The 15,977-nt window shown below is 70.2% G+C and carries 16 protein-coding genes; 8 read left to right on the top strand and 8 right to left on the bottom strand.

Features of this window, described 5'->3' with window-relative positions; translation table 11 throughout:
- Nucleotides 1-12 precede the first annotated feature (12 nt).
- Entirely contained in the window at nucleotides 13-468 is a 456-nt protein-coding gene (locus C438_RS01870) for a universal stress protein (RefSeq protein WP_004967542.1), read from the top strand.
- Between the two features lie 33 nt (nucleotides 469-501).
- On the opposite strand, the gene C438_RS01865 is transcribed toward C438_RS01870, so the two are convergent.
- Complete coding sequence (locus tag C438_RS01865) at nucleotides 502-1,056, bottom strand: GNAT family N-acetyltransferase (RefSeq protein WP_004967541.1); 555 nt, start codon at nucleotides 1,054-1,056, stop codon at nucleotides 502-504.
- Nucleotides 1,053-1,421, bottom strand: a complete 369-nt coding sequence (locus C438_RS01860) for a universal stress protein (protein ID WP_004967540.1) — start codon at nucleotides 1,419-1,421, stop codon at nucleotides 1,053-1,055. The genes C438_RS01865 and C438_RS01860 overlap by 4 nt, the downstream gene beginning before the upstream one ends.
- A 121-nt stretch (nucleotides 1,422-1,542) precedes the next feature.
- Between C438_RS01860 and C438_RS01855 the strand changes: the two genes are divergently transcribed.
- Nucleotides 1,543-2,340 carry a DUF5806 family protein gene (locus C438_RS01855; protein WP_004967539.1) on the top strand — a complete coding sequence of 266 codons (798 nt, stop codon included), beginning with the start codon at nucleotides 1,543-1,545 and terminating at the stop codon, nucleotides 2,338-2,340.
- Between the two features lie 67 nt (nucleotides 2,341-2,407).
- Here the strand turns inward: C438_RS01855 and C438_RS01850 are convergent, their stop codons facing one another.
- Nucleotides 2,408-2,929, bottom strand: a complete 522-nt coding sequence (locus tag C438_RS01850) for a DUF7529 family protein (RefSeq protein ID WP_004967538.1) — start codon at nucleotides 2,927-2,929, stop codon at nucleotides 2,408-2,410.
- A gap of 150 nt (nucleotides 2,930-3,079) precedes the next feature.
- On the opposite strand from C438_RS01850, the gene C438_RS01845 reads away from it, so the two are divergent.
- Complete coding sequence (locus C438_RS01845; protein WP_004967537.1) at nucleotides 3,080-3,532, top strand: hypothetical protein; 453 nt, start codon at nucleotides 3,080-3,082, stop codon at nucleotides 3,530-3,532.
- Nucleotides 3,533-3,553: 21 nt separating this feature from the next.
- Here C438_RS01845 and C438_RS01840 read toward each other — a convergent pair whose 3' ends face one another.
- Both C438_RS01840 and C438_RS01835 read right to left on the bottom strand, forming a co-directional pair.
- Nucleotides 3,554-4,843, bottom strand: coding sequence for a dihydroorotase (locus C438_RS01840; RefSeq protein WP_004967536.1), 1,290 nt, complete (start codon nucleotides 4,841-4,843; stop codon nucleotides 3,554-3,556).
- A gap of 138 nt (nucleotides 4,844-4,981) precedes the next feature.
- Nucleotides 4,982-5,668 carry a lipoate--protein ligase family protein gene (locus tag C438_RS01835; protein ID WP_004967535.1) on the bottom strand — a complete coding sequence of 229 codons (687 nt, stop codon included), beginning with the start codon at nucleotides 5,666-5,668 and terminating at the stop codon, nucleotides 4,982-4,984.
- 54 nt (nucleotides 5,669-5,722) lie between these two features.
- Here C438_RS01835 and C438_RS01830 point away from each other — a divergent pair, with 54 nt between their 5' ends.
- Both C438_RS01830 and C438_RS01825 read left to right on the top strand, forming a co-directional pair.
- Complete coding sequence (locus C438_RS01830; protein ID WP_004967534.1) at nucleotides 5,723-6,634, top strand: hypothetical protein; 912 nt, start codon at nucleotides 5,723-5,725, stop codon at nucleotides 6,632-6,634.
- A 219-nt stretch (nucleotides 6,635-6,853) separates the two neighbouring features.
- The gene (locus tag C438_RS01825; protein ID WP_004967532.1) at nucleotides 6,854-7,537 is read left to right on the top strand and encodes a helix-turn-helix domain-containing protein; all 684 of its coding nucleotides are present in this window, start codon (nucleotides 6,854-6,856) and stop codon (nucleotides 7,535-7,537) included.
- A gap of 219 nt (nucleotides 7,538-7,756) precedes the next feature.
- On the opposite strand, the gene C438_RS01820 is transcribed toward C438_RS01825, so the two are convergent.
- Both C438_RS01820 and C438_RS01815 read right to left on the bottom strand, forming a co-directional pair.
- A complete protein-coding gene (locus C438_RS01820; protein WP_004967531.1) occupies nucleotides 7,757-8,884 on the bottom strand; it encodes a hypothetical protein in 1,128 nt (375 codons plus the stop codon).
- Between the two features lie 57 nt (nucleotides 8,885-8,941).
- Nucleotides 8,942-11,533 (bottom strand): PAS domain S-box protein, encoded by a 2,592-nt coding sequence (locus C438_RS01815; RefSeq protein ID WP_004967530.1) that lies wholly within the window; start codon nucleotides 11,531-11,533, stop codon nucleotides 8,942-8,944.
- A gap of 172 nt (nucleotides 11,534-11,705) precedes the next feature.
- Between C438_RS01815 and C438_RS01810 the strand changes: the two genes are divergently transcribed.
- Nucleotides 11,706-12,191, top strand: coding sequence for a PaaI family thioesterase (locus tag C438_RS01810; RefSeq protein ID WP_004967529.1), 486 nt, complete (start codon nucleotides 11,706-11,708; stop codon nucleotides 12,189-12,191).
- 60 nt (nucleotides 12,192-12,251) lie between these two features.
- Here the strand turns inward: C438_RS01810 and C438_RS01805 are convergent, their stop codons facing one another.
- Nucleotides 12,252-12,824, bottom strand: coding sequence for a cysteine hydrolase family protein (locus tag C438_RS01805; RefSeq protein ID WP_004967528.1), 573 nt, complete (start codon nucleotides 12,822-12,824; stop codon nucleotides 12,252-12,254).
- A 195-nt stretch (nucleotides 12,825-13,019) separates the two neighbouring features.
- On the opposite strand from C438_RS01805, the gene C438_RS01800 reads away from it, so the two are divergent.
- The gene (locus C438_RS01800; protein WP_004967527.1) at nucleotides 13,020-14,453 is read left to right on the top strand and encodes an Hvo_1808 family surface protein; all 1,434 of its coding nucleotides are present in this window, start codon (nucleotides 13,020-13,022) and stop codon (nucleotides 14,451-14,453) included.
- Between the two features lie 45 nt (nucleotides 14,454-14,498).
- On the top strand, nucleotides 14,499-15,923 hold the full coding sequence (locus C438_RS01795; protein WP_004967526.1) for an Hvo_1808 family surface protein: 1,425 nt from the start codon (nucleotides 14,499-14,501) through the stop codon (nucleotides 15,921-15,923).
- Nucleotides 15,924-15,977: the final 54 nt, after the last annotated feature.

Genomic DNA, 15,977 nt, shown 5'->3' with positions numbered 1-15,977 from the left:
GCAGGTGGGGACATGTCACCGCGCCCGCTCTCTATCGACCTCGTTCTCGTGCCGGTCGACCAAAGCGAGGAGGCGACGCGTGCGGCGGAGTACGCCGCCGCCGTCGCGGCCGAGTACGACGCCGCGGTCCACGCCGTCCACGTCCTCGGCGAGGACGTCGTCCGCGCCATAGAGCAGGGCGTCGTCGACGAGGACGCCGTCGCCGAGGACAGCAAGGCCGTCACCGACACGATTTCGGCCCTCGCCGAGACCGCCGACGTCCCCGTCACCACGTCGGTCGCCTACGGCTTCTCGCGGACGAGCAAGCTCCGCCACCCCGGAAGCGTCGTCCTCGACACCGCAGAAGAACTCGACGCGGACTTCATCGTCGTGCCCCGAGAGCCGGTCTCGGGCGACCCCGTCGAAGTGCTCGCCAAGGCCGCCGAGTACGTCCTCCTGTACGCCAGCCAGCCCGTGCTTTCGGTCTGAATCGTCGGTCGTTGTCGTCGTGACCCGCCGCCCTCAGCCGCCCTCCTCGTCCGGGGGCTCGGCGAGCCGGATGGTCATCTCCAGTTCGAAGCTCTCGGCGTCGCTCGTCTCGAAGCCGACGGTCTGGTAGAGGCCGACCGCCGCGCGGTTCCACCGCTCGACGGTGAGCCACACCTTCTCCACGCCGGACTCCCGGCCGTAGCCGAGAAGCGCCTTGATGAGCCGCGTGCCGATGCCGGCGCGCTGGTACGTCTGGTGGACGAAGATGGCGAGTTCGTAGGCGTCGCCGTCGGGGACGAGCGTCGCGTGGCCGGCCACCTCGTCGCCGTCCCACGCGATGACGTTCAGGCAGTCCTCGTCGAGGATGTTCTCCAGCCAGTCGCGGATGCGGTCTTCGCGGCCCGGCGGGATGCCCTGCGCGCGGTCCGAGGGGTCGAACGCGTCGTACATCTCGACGAGCGCCTCCAGTTCCTCGTCGGAGCCGTCGTGCGCGCGCACCTCGATGGTGCGGTCTTCCCTGTCGGTGAACGACAGCGGCGGCGCGTCGTAGGGGTCGGCGACGGCGTCGGAGAACGTTCGGTCGCTCATCGTACCAGAGTGACGGTCACGTGGGAGTTCAGGAGGACGAACTCCGCGATGTTGCCGATCTGTATCTTCCCCATCGGGCTCGTCTCACCGCCGCCGAGCACCAGTTGGTCGAACCCCTCGTTCTCGGCGAGGTCCACGAGGGCGCTCCCCGGGTCGCCGTCGAGCGCGCGGACGGCCGCGTCGACGCCGCGCTCGTCGAGCAGTTCCGTCACCCGCGCTTCCATGTCCTCGCGCGAGCGCTCGCCGGACGGGTTGTCGACGATGGCGACCGTGAGGTCGTCGCCGACCTCGGCCGTCCGTTCGACCGTCGTTTCGAGCGCGCGCATGGAATCGTCGCTGCCACCGATTCCGAGCAGTACCTTCATGATTCCCAATCTCGCGGGCGCGATAGAAAACCCTTACCCGGAAACGGGGGGCCACACCCCCGTCGGCGGGGGGACCGAACATCGCGGAACCCTTTTCGGCCGTGCCGCGGTAGCCCGCGGTATGACAGACGAGTCCGACGAGTTCGAGACGGGCGCGAGCGACGCCGCGGAGACGGCTCGCCCCGACGCGGACTCCCGAGCGGCGGCGGACGAAGCGGTTGCGCACGAAGCGGCGGGGGACGCGGAGCCAGCAGACCCGACCTCCGATTCGGAGACAGCCGGCGCGGAACCGACGGACGGGGCCGGAGCCGACGCCGATGCCGACGCTGAGACCGGAGCCGACGCCGATGCCGACGCCGAGGACTCGACCGAGTCCGCGGTCGATGACGCCGAAGACGCTGAGAACGCCGAAGACGCGGTTCCCGAGGACGTCCAGAAATACGCCCGGTTCAAGAAGGTCGACGGCGCGCAGTACGACCGCGTCAACGACTTCCTCCGCGAGCGGACCTACGTGACGGCCCGCGAGTGGGCCATCGCGCGACTCTGCGCCGACTTCCGGACCGAGACGGGCGTCGAGATGACGAAAATCGGGAACAACCTCCCCGAACTCGTCCCCTTCATGACCGACACCTACACGCCGCAGGCGGTCAATCAGGCCCGCTCCGCCTTCCGCGACAAGGTCCGGAAGTCGGGCGCGACGTTCCTCTACGGCGCGATGTCGGGCTTTTTCACGGCCGAAGAGCTCGACGAGATGATGTACGAGGTGACGGAAATCGCCAAGTTCCTGCTCGAAGTCGAGGGCGTCGACCTCTCGGTCGAAGAGGAACTCGAAGCCGAAGAGCGCATTTCGAGCGTCATGCGCGAGGTGCGCGAGGCGAGCACCGACCTGCGGAAAGAAGAGCTGTCGGACGAGGAGTGACGCCCCGCGGCCCGTGTGACTCCGCACCGGCGCTGACTCCCCGGACCGACGCCGCGCCGACTCGAACTCAGGGGAAAAGCGGGTCTGGCTCCGACTGGACTAACTCGACGCGTCGGTCCGCGTCGACCGGTCGAACGTAGAGGCGGAGTTCGCCCCGTTCTCGCGCCTTCGTCGCCATCGCGGCCACCTCGTCCAGTCCGTAGTACAGCGGGACGACGACGGCCTTCGACGACGCGGCGTCCTGCACGACCGAGACGACGAACACGGTGTCGTCCTCGCGGGCGCGGTAGACGTCGTAGCGGTCGAACGCGGCAGATTCGACCCACGACGACAGCGCGTCGAACTCGCGTCCGGGGACGAGTACGTCGAAGCCGACGCGCTCCGTCGCCTCGGGCAGATTCGCCGGCGGCAACACCGTCACGTCGCCGGGGTGGACCACGAGCGTCTCCCAGCCCTCGGCTTCGTACTCGGCCGCGGTCGCCTCGGCGTCCTCTACGACCGTCTCCCAGAACGACAGCATCCCCGTGAGTTCGGGTGATTCGTCCGCGTCCGGGTCGCGGTCTCGGGGTGGCGTCCGCTCGTCGGTCATGCGTGTCACGCACTCTGGGGGTCGGACGGGAAAAGGATTCGCCTGCATCGGGGCGTCGTCCGGCTCCCGATCGACGCTCTGACGCCCCGGCACCCTGTCGCCCCGGCGACGACGGAACAGCTATCTGTCCGCCTGCCGACAGTCGGCCCGATGCGCTGGTCACTCCGCACAGTCCTCGGGTCGCTCCAGCTCCCCGTCGCCGGGGCCGGGGTCGCCCTCCTCGCGTTCGTCTGGTGGACCGCCGCCACGATGCCCCCGCCACCGCCCGGAAGCGACGGCTTCGCCCACGGGCTCGCGGGCTTTTTCCTCCTCGTGTTCGGGGTCGTCGGCTTCGTCCTCCTCGCGGGCGGCCTGCTCATCCCGCCCGGACCGGGGTACGGCGTCCACTTCACTCGCAGACAGCGCTGGCTGTTCGCCTACGCGCTGGTCGCGCCGGCGCTCGCCGTGGGCGGCTTCCTCGCGACCGTCGTCCTGTCGGCCGGCCTCGGCGGCCTCGGCGGCCTCGCCGGGTCGGCGGTCTCGCTCGTCGCCCTGACCGCGCCGCTCGCGGTGCTCGTCGGCGTCGGCTGGAGGGGCGCGCAGGTCGCGGCCGCGCGGCTCTGAGGGTCCGGGGCGCAGTCGCGCTCAGTCGCGGACGTTCTCGCCCGCGACCGCGCCGAACTCCTCGCCGTCCCAGACGAACTCGCCGCGGAGCATCGTCCATTCGGGGAAGACCCCGGTGTGACCCTCGAACGGCGTCCAATCACAGTTCGAGTGGAGGTCAGCCCCGCGAATCTCGCGGGCGGCGTCGAGGTCGTACAGCGCGAGGTCGGCGTCCGCGCCCGCCTCGATGCGGCCCTTGCGCGGCAGGTCGAACACGTCGGCGGGGTTCGCGGCGACCACGTCGCGGACGCGCTCGGCGGTGAGGTCGCCGGCGACGACCGCGCCGAGAAGCAGGGGCACCATCGTCTCGACGCCGGGGACGCCGCTCGGGGCGTCGAGGAGCGTCTGCTCTTTCTCCTCGCGGGTGTGCGGCGCGTGGTCCGTGGCGACCACGTCGATGCGGCCGTCGGCGAGGCGCTCGAACATGGCCTCGCGGCGCGCTTCCGAGCGGAGCGGCGGGTTCATCCGGCCGTAGGTTCCCAGTTCGTCGAGGTCGTCGCGGGACAGAAACAGGTGGTGCGGCGTCGCCTCGCAGGTCGCGCCGCCGTCGCGGGCGGCGTCGACGCCCTCGGGCGTGCTCGTGTGGGCGATGTGAATCTGCGCGCCGGTCTCGCCGCCGACGCGGACGGCCCGCTCGACGGCGACCGCTTCGGCCTCGGCGGTCCGGTAGGCGCTCCACGCGTCGGCGTCGGCGTCGCGGCCGACCCCGCCGAGGTCGCCCTCGATTGCGGACTCGTCGAACAGGTCGGCGTCCTCGGCGTGGACCGTGACGGGCACGCCCGCCTCGCCGGCGCGTGCCGCGGCCTCGGCAAACAGGTCGGCCTCGATGCCCATGTCGCCGGTCGAGTCGGCGAGGAACACCTCGCCGAGGGCGAAAAGCGGGCGCTCGAACAGGCTGTCTGGGTCCCAGTCGGCGGTGACGCCGCCGTTGATGCCGTAGTCGATACAGGCGTTCGCGGCGCGCTCGGCCTTCGCGTCGAAGCCCGCGCCGTCGGTCGTCGTCGGGTCGGTGTTCGGCTGGTCGGCGACGGTCGTCACGCCCCCGGCGGCGGCGCTTTTCGCGCCCGTCTCCCACGTCTCCTTGTGCTCGAAGCCCGGCTCGCGGAAGTGGACGTGCACGTCGATAGCGCCCGGCAGAAGCAGGTTCCCTTCGGCGTCGACGGTCTCCTCGTCGGCGACGGGGTCGAGGTCGCCGACCGCCTCGACGGTCCCGTCCTCGACGCGGACGTCGACGGCGCGGCCGTCGGCCAGCGTCGCGTTCTCGATTCGCATACGTGGGGGTGCGACGCGCCGGGTGCTAAGTCCGGCGGTTCGGGTAGTGAGGGGTCCGGAGGTTCGGGTAGTTGCGGGGGTTCGTGAAGCGCTCGCGGCCGGCCGCATCGCCCGGCTGTCGGCCGCGTCCCGAGTCGCTCACGCGAGGTCCGCCGCGGCTTCGACGCGCGTCTCCGCGTCGCCGACGAAGACGGCTTCGAGGGCGTCGCAGACCGCGTCCGGACTCGCCGGGCCGCCGGCGTCGGCGACGCTCCCCACCGAGTCCGGGTCGAAGGGAACGTCGATGGCCTCGTAGACGGGCGCGAGCACGTCGGCTATCTCGTCGCGGTCGGCGACGACGACCACGCCGGAGACGAGCGCGCTCTCCTTGCGGACCCGCTGGGCGAGGCCGCAGAGCTTCCCGCCAGATTGGACCGAGTGGTCGCCGGGACAGTACGAGTTCGGCGGTTCGCCTCGACGCGCGGGGACGCCGAGGGTCCGCAGGGCGCGGACGACGGCGGTCGTTCCGGCCTCGTACCGCGCGTCCAGCCCGGTCCGAGCGTCGTCGAGGGGGAGCGCGTGGGCGAACGCGACGGTCGTTCCCGTGTAGGCGACGGCCCGGCCGCCGACCGACCGCTCGACGGCCGGAAACCCGCGTTCCTCGGCGGCGGTGACGGCCTCGTCGTACCGCGGGGCGCGGGTGTCGCGCCGGCCGAACGCGAGCTGTCGGTGCGGCGTCCACGCGCGGAACGCCGGGTCGCCCGTCTCGCCCGCCTCGCGGAGCATGGCCGCGGTGACCGCCCGGTCCGCCTCCCGGTCGGGTCCGCGGCCGCGGATGACGCGCATGCCCGAGAGAAACACCCCGACGTACCTAAGCGCACCCGTCCCGTCCCGACGACCATGTTGCGACTGCCGCGGTCGGTGCTCGCGCGCTTCGAGCGCTTCTCGCTCTACAACTCGCCGTACCCCGCCCACGACGGCGGCTGTGCGATCGACCTCTACGTCGCCGACGACGACCCGGTGGCCCGCTCGCCCGTCGCGGGGGCCGTCCGCGAGACGCGGACCGTCCGCGCGCCCGACAAGCCCTACGCCCACGACGACGAGTATCTCATTCTCGTCGACGTCGACGCCGACGCCACCGGACTGGACTGGCTCGGCGACCCCGACGACGACCCCCGCGAGGGACTGGTCGCGCGAATCCTCCACGTCGACCCCGGCGTCGACGCGGGCGACGAACTCGCCGTCGGCACCCCGCTCGGGCGGCTCGTCCGCTCCGGCTTTTTCGCCCCGTGGGTCTCGAACCACGTCCATCTCGGCTTCCGGGCCGCTGACGCGAACCATCACCGCGCCCGCGGGTCGCTCCCGGTCTCGCCCGACGTGACCGTCTCGCCGCTCGACTGGGACGGGACGGGAACCGTCGTCGAGACGGCCGAGACGTTCGTCGTCCTCGACGCCCCTGACCGCGCCGACGCGGGGGTCGGACCCGACGAGTTCGTCGGCCTCGCCAGCGACGAGGGCGTCGTCCTCGACGGCGGTCTCGCCCACTACGGCTTCGGGGGCACGCTCTCGTCCGTCGAAGACGGGCAATCGCTGTCGCTCCTCGGCGAGCGAGTCGGCCGGGCCGCCGGCCGCGACGTTCCGTGGGCCGACTTCGACGTGCTCGCCGACGGCGTTCGAATCACTGGGCTGTCACTATTCGCGTCCCGCGTCGACTTCGGGACCAAACTCGTCTGCCCCGGCCACGACTTCGCCGTCGGCGACGAGGTGTCGGTCGCGGTTCGCCCCAGCGCCGACCCGATTCGACTCGACTGACTCTGCAGAAATAATTTACAATTGACAGAATTGTGCCGGTCGGAGCCGACTGACTGAACCCTCGATTTCGAGGCCTCTTTTTTAAACGCCTTTACTATGAAAGGATTAGTCTCCGCAAAAAATATCCTTCGGTCGCCCGTATTTTTCCCCGTTTGTGAGACTCGACAGACGAACGTGTGCCGTCGTTTCAGGTATCGACGTCGCCGCCGCCGCGCCGCGATGACTGACGACCACGCCAGTGGGTACGAGGTCGAACTCGGGCACCCGCTGACCGGGGCCTCCCCCGACGGGACGTTCGAGGACCCCGAGTTCGAGCTCACGTTCGTCGGCGGCGTCCCGGTGACCGACGAGCCGGTCCCGTACTTCGTCGCCCGCGGGAGCGACCGCGAGGCGCTCGACGACCTGCTCGACGACCACGCGAGCATCGACCGCTTCGAACCGATATCCGACGGTCCAGAGGGTCGGCTCTACCGCTGTGAGTGGGCGACCCGCGACGACGACATCATCTCGACAATCCGCGAGTGCGACGGCATCGTCCGGCGGATGGTCGGCACGAGATACGGCTGGTCGCTGTCGGTGTACTTCCCGTCGAACGAGCTGACTACCCGGTTCCACGACGCCTGTCTCGCCCGCGACATCGACATCGACGTGCGCCGCGTCGAACCGGCCCGCCTCGACGAGCGCCACCCCCCGAACACCGGTCTCTCGGAGAAACAGCTGACGGCGCTTCGGCTCGCCTTCGAACGGGGCTACTTCGAGACGCCGAAAGAGACCGGCCTCGACGACATCGCGAGCCGGTTGGGTATCACCGAGCAGGCGCTCTCACAGCGGCTTCGCCGGGCGCTTCGAAACCTCGTCGGGTCGGCGATAGACGACCTCGAACGCGACTCGCGGTACGAGTGAAGAGCCGACGATGAGTGAAGAGCCGACGACGCGTCAGAACGGGACCGTGGTGGGACGCGGCAACCGGGCGCGAGATGCCACGATGGGAGTCGATTTCGCCACCGGAACGGAGCGACCTGCGGCCCCTCCGGCGGTGCGCCCGCGTGGGGGGGTGCCACCGACGCATATCGGTACGCCGATTCTAGTAATATATCTGACCCTTGTGTGGACAATCGGTATTTAAACAGCGTCGAAGTAATCGAGATACGCCGAGGCGAACGCCCGGAGTTCGTCGTACGTCGGCGGCGACCCGTTCCTGACGAAGTGGCCCGCGACCGCGTTGCCGACGACGAGCGACTCCGCGCGGCCGAGGTCGAGGACGTGCGCGAGCGCGAGTCCCGCGTTGAAGTGGTCGCCCGAACTCGTCGTCAACACCGGGTCGTCCGTCCGGGGGACGCCGACGGTCGCGGTCCCCTCGTCGTCGACGAGGTGCGCCGCTTCGATGCCGTGGCCCGCAAACCGGCTGACGCCGAGGTGGTCGAACGCCGCCCGCGACTCGCGGCCGAAGTCGCCGCTCTCGACGCCCGCCAGTCGCGCGAGATAGCGCGTCTCGTAGCGGTTCGCCGAGACGACGACGCGCACCGCGTCGTCCAGCGCCGACACCTGTTCGACGCCCGCGGCGACCACCTCGGGCTCCCGTTTTCTGAGGTCGCCGGGGTCCAACAGAAGCGTCTCCGGCGGGTCCGACAGCGTCGGCCACAGCTCCTCGCGGAGGCCGCGGGCCACGTCCGGTAGCTCGGGCATCTCCGACCAGTAGCCCATCCCGACGAGCTCGGTCCCGTCGACCAGTTCGGCCAGTCGGTCGAGGCCGACCCGCGACTCGATTCCGGCCCAGTCGAGCGTCATCAGCGCGCCGATTTCGGTGAGCATCAGCTTCCCGTCGCCGAACTCGACGGCGTCGGTGTAGCCCGGCGACCCGAGGGTCTCCAAGGGGAGGTGGCCGAACTCCTCGGCGAACGGCGCTTCGACCGGGTCGCCGAGACAGCCGACGACCCCGGGGTCGAACCCCAGTCGGTCGAAGGCGCGCGCGAGGTGGCTCACGTGGCCGCCGGTGCGGACGCCGGCTTGAATCCACTCGAAGCTGAGCGAGCTCTCGGCGTCGACCGAGTCGTTCACGCGGTCGGCGAACGCTTCGAGGGTCGACACCCGCTCGTAGGCGTCGGCCGACTGCCGCTCGGAGACCAACTCCCGAACGCGGTCGACGTAGCCGTCGAACCCGAACAGCATCCGTCCGCCGTCGACGGTCTCGGGAAGCGACTCCCGGCACGACTCGACTGCGCGGACCGTCGCCTCGTCTGGCGTCTCCATGGCGTTCGGTTCGGACGACCGCCAGTTAGTGTTGCCGCCGGTGGCGCTTTCGACCCGTCAGCGGCCGCTCTCCGTCGTGATTTCGAACCGCGCGCCGCCCTCGTCGCTCTCGACGAACCAGACGCTCCAGCCGTGGGCGTTCACGACGCTCATGACGACGCTGAGTCCGAATCCGGTCCCCTCGGTGCTCGTGGTGTAGCCCGCCTCGAAGATGCGGGGACGCTCGTCCGGCGGAATCCCCGGGCCGTCGTCTTCGACGTAGAAGCCGTCGCGGTCGCCGAGCGGACCGACGCGGACGGTCACGTCGTCGCCGCCGTGTCGAATCGCGTTCGAAAAGAGGTTCTCGAGGAGCTGTCTGAGCCGCCCGCGGTGGGCGTCGACCGTGACCTCGCCGTCGATAGCGAGCGTCGGGCTCGGCGCGCCGCCCGCGGCGGTCGTCCACGCCGCCTCGGCGACGGAACGGAGCGACAGCCGCTCGGCCTCTTCGACCGTCTGACCGTTCTGCGCGAGCGCGAGCACGTCCTCGACGATGCCGGCCATCCGCTCGTGGGCGTCGGCCACGCGGTCCAACTCGTCGCCGTCGTACTTCTCGCGGGCGAGGTCGAGGTAGCCCATCGCCGCGTTGAGCGGGTTCTTGAGGTCGTGGGAGACGACCGACGCGAACGATTCGAGCTGTTCGTTCTGGCTGGCGAGCTCGCGCTCGCGCCTCCGCAGGAGCCGCTCGCGTTCGACCCGGTCCAAGACGGCGCGGGTGTTCGCGGCCAGCACCTTCGCCAGCGCGACGCGCTGGTCGGCCAGCTCCCCCTCGTCGAGCGAGGCGACGAAGAACACGCCGTGGTCGGGAATCGGGACGATGAGCTCCTCTTTGACCCCGGCGTCGAGGACGAACCGACGCGGGTTCGAGCCCACGTCCCGGTAGAGGTTGTGCTCGCCGCGCTCGAACACCTCCCACGTCAGGCCGGTCCCCCGCGGCACCGGCGGCACGTCGCCGAACACCTCCCGGGCCTCGTCGGTGAGCGCCGTCGGAACGAGCGCGTCCTGCGACTCGTCGTACAGGAGGACGCCGCTTATCGCGTAGTCGAGGACCTCGGTGGCCGCCTCGCGGACGATGTCGGCGACCTCCTCGCGGCTGGTCGCCCCCGTCAGCCGCCGGGTCGAGGCGTGGAGCGCGTTGAGCCGCTGTTCGTACCGCTTCCGTTCCGTCACGTCCGTCGAGACGCCGACCGCGCCCACGACCTCGCCGTCGTCGCCGACGATGGGCGAGACGGTGAACTCGACCACGTACTCCTCTCCCGGGAGCGACAGCTCGATTTCGAACCGCTCGCGCTCGCTCTCGCCGCCGAGGACGGCGTCGAGCGCGGACCGGACGCGCTCGTACTGGTCGGCGGCGAGATAGCCGGCGTCGCGGAGCGCCGAGACGTGCCGGCCGACGAACGACGACATGGGAATGCTCGTCCGCGACAGCGCGGTCTCGTTGATGAACTGGACGACCCCCGACTCGTCGACCACGTACGCGCCCTGTCCGATGCTCTCGACGACGGTCTCGTAGCGCTTGAGCCGCTGTTCGTAGCTCCGCTGTTCGGTCACGTTCCGCGAGGTGACGACGAAGCCGTCGACCGAGGTGTCCGCCTGATTGCTCCCCACGGATTCGAGCCACGTCCACGACCCCTCGGCGTTCCGGTGGCGGTACCGGACGGGGTCGGTCCCGTCGGCGTCCGTCTGGAGCGCGTGGTCGAAGACGGCGGCGACGCGCCCCCAGTCGTCGGGGTGAATCAGCTCCGCGACGGAGCTTCCGACCAGCTCGTCGGGCTCGAAGCCGAGCACGTCGGCGACCGAGGGGCTCTGGTACCTGATTCGCCCGTCGGTCCCGACGAGAGTCACGAGGTCGCGCGCCAGCTCCACGAGGCCGCGGAACTGCGCCTCCGTGGCGCGCTGTTCGGTCACGTCGCGCACGGAGACGAGGACGCCGTACGAGCCGTGATACTCGATTTCCTTGACGTTCGCCGAACACTCGCGGGTGTCGCCGTCGGCGTCGACGATGCGTATCTCGTAGCTCACGGGGGCGTCGTCGCCCCGCCGCCGCGTCGCGGCGATGTCGGCGGCCCGCTCGCGGTCGTCGGGGTGGACGACGCTCGACACCGGCGTCTCGGCGAGTTCGCCGTCGCTCAGCCCGGTGAGCTCGGTCAGCCGGCGGTTCCAAAAGCGGAACTCGCCGCCCTGCGTGACGAAGATGGCGTCGTGGCTCTGCTCGACGACGGTGCGGTACAGCGAGTCCGAGTTCCGCCCCGCCGACGCCCACCGTGAGAACTCGATGGCGCGTTCGACCCGCGCGGCGACCGCCTCGGTCGCCGCCGGCGTCTCCGGGTCGTCGACGGCGATGGCACCGGCGCTCGCGGCCGAGTCACCGTCGCTCGCGGTCCCGTCGCCGCCGAGGAAAAACACCGGAACCACGCCGATTCGGGCGCGGACGCGGGAGACGAAGTCGGTGTCGACGGCCCCGCGGGCGACGACGCCGCCGACCCCGTCGTCGAGCGCGCCGAACACGGCGTCGCGGTCCGCGCACGTCTCGGTCGTGAACCCGCGTCGCTCGATGGCCTCGACGAGTCCCTCGGGGCACTCGTCGACCAGCACGACGCGGGAGTCGCTCATATCCGTACCACTCCGTGAACGTGTATATATTTCACGTGATTCCGACCTGACGACTTCCCACTCGCTCGCGCTCGTGGGAATCCCGTCGGGCCCGTTCGCTTCGCTCACGTGACTCCCGGCGGGGATGTCACCGACCGTCGGTTACATACTATTTGACATACTCGTTCGTGATATGACCGACGACTTTCCCGCCGAGGCCGCGGCCATCGTCCAGCGACACATCGAGGACGAACACGGCTACCTGTCGTGGCTCAACACCAGCGTCGACGCCATCGAGCGCGGCCGCATCGTGATGTCGATTCCGTACGACGAAAAGCTCACTAACACCGTGTTACCGCCCACCATCCACGGCGGCATCGCGGCGACGCTCATCGACACCGCGGGCGGCATCGCCCTCCGAACGATGCTCGATGACCCGGTCGCCGGAGGCGTCGCCACCATCAACCTCAACGTGAACTACCTGCGGCGGGCGTCGGGCGACCTGACGGCGGTCGCCGAGGTGGTCCGCGCGGGCGGGTCGGTCGGCGTGAGCACCATCACCGTCGTCAGCACCGACCCCGAGGGGGACGCCGACGTGGCCGCCCGGCAGTCGCCGTCGAGCGACTGGGACGACGCCGTCGCCACCGGACAGGGCGCGTATCGGCTCTTTCGGGACTGAACCCCGGTCGGGACCGACGCCGGCCCCGGGGAACCGGCCGCGTCCGGCGGGACCGACCGGCTACTCGAACGACACGTCCGCGAGCGCCGTCGTCTCGCCGAACAGCCAGTCGGCGTGGTCGACGGCGTACGCCTTGTGTTCTTCTTCGATGTAGCCGAGCGCGTCGGTGACGAGAATCGGCCGGTAGTCGCGCAGGCCGGCGCTCCCGGCGGTGTGGAGGACGCAGACGTTCGCCAGCGTCCCGCAGACGAGCAGGTCGTCCACGCCGTGGCTGTCGAGCCAGCCCTCCAGTTGCGTCTGATAGAACGCGTCGTAGGTGTGCTTCTCGACGACGAGGTCCTCGTCGCGGACGTCGAGGTCGCCGTGGAGGTCGGCGTCCCACGTCCCCTCGACGACGTGTTCGCCCCAGCGCTCGAACTCGTCGTAGTAGTGGTTGTCGTCGAACTGCTCCGGCGGGTGGACGTCGCGGGTGTAGACGACGCGCGCGCCGGCGTCGCGGGCGGCGGCGACGAGCTCCGTGACGGGGCCGACAGCGGATTCGCTCCCCGGCGCGAACAGGCTCCCGTCGGGGTGACAAAAGCCGTTCTGCATATCGACGACGACCACCGCGGTTCGGTTCGGGTCGAGTGCCATGTCCGTGGATTGCGCCGGGACGACCAAAACAGTACGCGCCGCCCCGGTTTCGACTCGATTCGACTCCGCTCGATTCGACTCGACTTAACCGACCCACCCCGGTTTCGACTCGACCGACCCAGAACCGGCTCGCAGTCCGCCGTTTCGACGCCCGAACCCGACAAGGTACTTCACTCCGGAGTCTAAGGGTACGATATGCGAACCACCGGTCTCCGCGCCGTTTTCGCCGCCGTACTCTTGGTTCTCGCCGGCTGTGCCGCCCCGACGGCCGCGCCCGGCGGCGACGCGTCGCCCGCGACCCCCCACCCGGACAGAGACGGCTTCGACGACCCCGACCAGGACGTCCTCGGCTGGGAGAACGGCTACTGGTACGACGAGCCCATCGCGGTCGACCAGTCCGACGGGCTGAACGACTCCGAGATGGAGGCGTTCGTCGCCCGCGGGATGGCCCGCGTCGAGCACATCCGCCAGCTGGAGTTCGACGAGCGCGTCCCCGTCAGCGTCGTCTCCCGAGACGACTACCGGAGCGCCAGCGCCGGCGGCGCCGCCCCCTCGGACTCCGAGTTCAACCGCTGGAACGACCAGGTGTGGGAGGCGCTTTTCATCGCCGGTGAGTCGACCGGGAGCGCGAGCGCCATCTCGGCGACGACCGGGAGTTCGGTCCTCGGCTTCTACTCGCCGTCCGACGGCGAAATCAAAATCGTCACCGACTCCCCGGGCGAGCCGACCATCGACAACGCCACGCTCATTCACGAACTGGTCCACGCCGTTCAGGACCAGCGGTTCGACCTGACCGACGCCCGCTTCCGAAGCGAGACGCAGGACGGCGACCTCGCCACCGACGGCGTCATCGAGGGCGACGCCAGCTACGTCGAACGACAGTACAGCGAGCGGTGCGCCGCCGGGACGTGGGACTGCGTCGCCACGCCCGACACCCAAAACAGCCGCGGCGGCGACCCCAACCTCGGCGTCCTGATTACCATCTACCAGCCGTACTCCGACGGCCCGGTGTACGTCCACGACCTCTACGAGCGAGGCGGCTGGGAAGCCGTCAACGACGCCCTCCGCAACCCGCCGGTGTCCACCGAACAGACCATCCACGTGACCGACGAGTCGCCGCGTCCCATCTCCTTCGCCGACGAGGGGACGAACGGCTGGACGACCTTCCCCGACCAGGGCGTCGAGGGTTCCGACACGGTCGGCGAGGCGTCGATGTTCGCGATGTTCTGGTATCAGGCCCGAACGTCCGGCGCGGAGACCGTCCGCGTCGAGTCCATCGCTGACACGAACTCGCGGTACGACACGTACAACTACGACGCCGAGCCGTCGAACGGCTGGGCGAACGACCGCCTGTTCCCCTACCGCAACGCGGCCGGCGCGGAGACCGACTACGGCTACGTCTGGGTGACCGAGTGGGACACCGACGGCGACGCGCGGGAGTTCCGCGACGCCTACCTGAACATCCTCAGCGCCCACGACGCCACCCAGCGGGACGACGGCATCTACGTCGTCGAGGACGGCCCGTTCAACGACGCCTTCCGGGTCGTCCGCACGGGCGACCGCGTCGTCGTCGTCAACGGGCCGACGCCCGCCGACGTGGACGAGATTCGGCCGGGGCTCGCGTCGTAACCCCCCCGCCGGGACGCTTTTTCGTCTCCCGCCCGTGGACTCGCTATGAACCGCCGTCTCGCCGCCGTTTTCTCCGCGCTTCTGCTCGTCGTCGCCGGCTGTGCCGCCCCCGTCGCCGACCCGAGCGCCGCGAGCGACGACTCGGACGCCGCGGGCGGGACTGCGGATGCCGCCGACTGGTCGTGGCCCGACGACCCGCCGACCGACCGGCTGGGCTGGGAGAACGGCTACTGGTACAACGAGTCCATCGCGGTCGACCAGTCCGACGGGCTGAACGACTCCGAGATGGAGGCGTTCGTCGCCCGCACGATGGCCCGCGTCGAGGTCGTCCGCGAACTGGAGTTCGAGGAGTCCGTGCCGGTCGAGGTCGTCTCGCGCGCCGAGTACCGAAACGAGTCCGACGAGTCGACCGACCCGGTCCACAGCGACTGGAACGACCAGGTGTGGGAGGCGCTGTTACTGGTCGGCGAGGACCGGACCATCGACGAGGTGTTCGACGAACTGTACGGCGGCGTGGTGCTCGGCTACTACGACCCCTCCGAGGGCCGCATCGTCGTCGTGAGCGACGACGACCAACCGACCATCGACCGCCGGACGCTCGCCCACGAGCTGGTCCACGCCGCACAGGACCAGCAGTTCGGCTTGGACGGCTCGCCGACGACGCAGGACGCCCAACTCGCCCACGGCGGGCTGGTCGAAGGCGACGCCCGCTACGTCGACGGCCTGTACGAAGCCCGCTGTGAGGCCGACTGGGACTGCGTCCCTCAGCCGTCGAGCAGTGGAGCGGGCGGCGGCTCGGTCGACTACCCGGTCTTCCTCGTCATCTACACGCCCTACAGCGAGGGGCCGACGTTCGTCTCGGACCTGCGCGACCGCGGCGGCTGGGCGGCCGTCGACGCGGCCTACGCCGACCGCCCCACCTCGACCGAGCAGGTGCTCCACCCGAACCGGTACCCCGACGAGCGCCCGGTCGCGGTGACGGTCGAAGACCGCTCGTCGGCCGCGTGGACGCGCTACGACACCGACCCCGTCGCCGACGCGGTCGGCGAGGCGTCCATCTTCGCGACGTTCTGGAAGCACCGCGCCGTCGACCGGGCGGGCCTCCAACAGGACCCCGGCGCGTACTCGCCGTACAACTACACCGCCGAGCCCTCGGCGGGCTGGGCCGGCGACGCGGTGGTCCCCTACCGCCCGGCGTCGGACGGGACCTACGAGGCGAACCCCCACGAGCGCGGCTACGTCTGGCGGACGGTCTGGGACACCGAGGCGGACGCCGAGCAGTTCGAACGGGCGTACGTGAACGACACGCTCCGGCTCTCTCTCAACGCGTCGGTCGCGGGCGAGGACACCTACCGCGTCGACGACGGCCCCTTCGCCGACGCCTACCGGGTGACGAGAGACGGCGACACCGTCACCGTCGTCAACGCGCCGACGGTGGCGAAGTTAGACGAGATTCACGAGCGAAGCTAGGAGAAGCACTTGTAGCATCGCTGACGGCTGTTTCGTATGCCCCGGCGTCTCGGT

It is taken from the genome of Haloferax denitrificans ATCC 35960, from assembly GCF_000337795.1.
GTDB classification, from domain to species: Archaea; Halobacteriota; Halobacteria; order Halobacteriales; family Haloferacaceae; genus Haloferax; species Haloferax denitrificans.
The sequence above is the reverse complement of the archived record's forward strand: the minus strand, read 5'-3'. Positions and strand labels throughout refer to the sequence as shown.

Bases quoted from the DNA above. Each gene is read 5' to 3' on its own strand.
- C438_RS01845 (WP_004967537.1), top strand. From the start codon at position 3,080: ATGCGCTGGTCACTCCGCACAGTCCTCGGGTCGCTCCAGCTCCCCGTC.
- C438_RS01850 (WP_004967538.1), bottom strand. From the start codon at position 2,929: ATGACCGACGAGCGGACGCCACCCCGAGACCGCGACCCGGACGCGGAC.
- C438_RS01860 (WP_004967540.1), bottom strand. From the start codon at position 1,421: ATGAAGGTACTGCTCGGAATCGGTGGCAGCGACGATTCCATGCGCGCG.
- C438_RS01855 (WP_004967539.1), top strand. From the start codon at position 1,543: ATGACAGACGAGTCCGACGAGTTCGAGACGGGCGCGAGCGACGCCGCG.
- C438_RS01870 (WP_004967542.1), top strand. From the start codon at position 13: ATGTCACCGCGCCCGCTCTCTATCGACCTCGTTCTCGTGCCGGTCGAC.
- C438_RS01795 (WP_004967526.1), top strand. From the start codon at position 14,499: ATGAACCGCCGTCTCGCCGCCGTTTTCTCCGCGCTTCTGCTCGTCGTC.
- C438_RS01865 (WP_004967541.1), bottom strand. From the start codon at position 1,056: ATGAGCGACCGAACGTTCTCCGACGCCGTCGCCGACCCCTACGACGCG.
- C438_RS01810 (WP_004967529.1), top strand. From the start codon at position 11,706: ATGACCGACGACTTTCCCGCCGAGGCCGCGGCCATCGTCCAGCGACAC.
- C438_RS01820 (WP_004967531.1), bottom strand. From the start codon at position 8,884: ATGGAGACGCCAGACGAGGCGACGGTCCGCGCAGTCGAGTCGTGCCGG.
- C438_RS01825 (WP_004967532.1), top strand. From the start codon at position 6,854: ATGACTGACGACCACGCCAGTGGGTACGAGGTCGAACTCGGGCACCCG.
- C438_RS01800 (WP_004967527.1), top strand. From the start codon at position 13,020: ATGCGAACCACCGGTCTCCGCGCCGTTTTCGCCGCCGTACTCTTGGTT.
- C438_RS01805 (WP_004967528.1), bottom strand. From the start codon at position 12,824: ATGGCACTCGACCCGAACCGAACCGCGGTGGTCGTCGTCGATATGCAG.
- C438_RS01835 (WP_004967535.1), bottom strand. From the start codon at position 5,668: ATGCGCGTCATCCGCGGCCGCGGACCCGACCGGGAGGCGGACCGGGCG.
- C438_RS01840 (WP_004967536.1), bottom strand. From the start codon at position 4,843: ATGCGAATCGAGAACGCGACGCTGGCCGACGGCCGCGCCGTCGACGTC.
- C438_RS01815 (WP_004967530.1), bottom strand. From the start codon at position 11,533: ATGAGCGACTCCCGCGTCGTGCTGGTCGACGAGTGCCCCGAGGGACTC.
- C438_RS01830 (WP_004967534.1), top strand. From the start codon at position 5,723: ATGTTGCGACTGCCGCGGTCGGTGCTCGCGCGCTTCGAGCGCTTCTCG.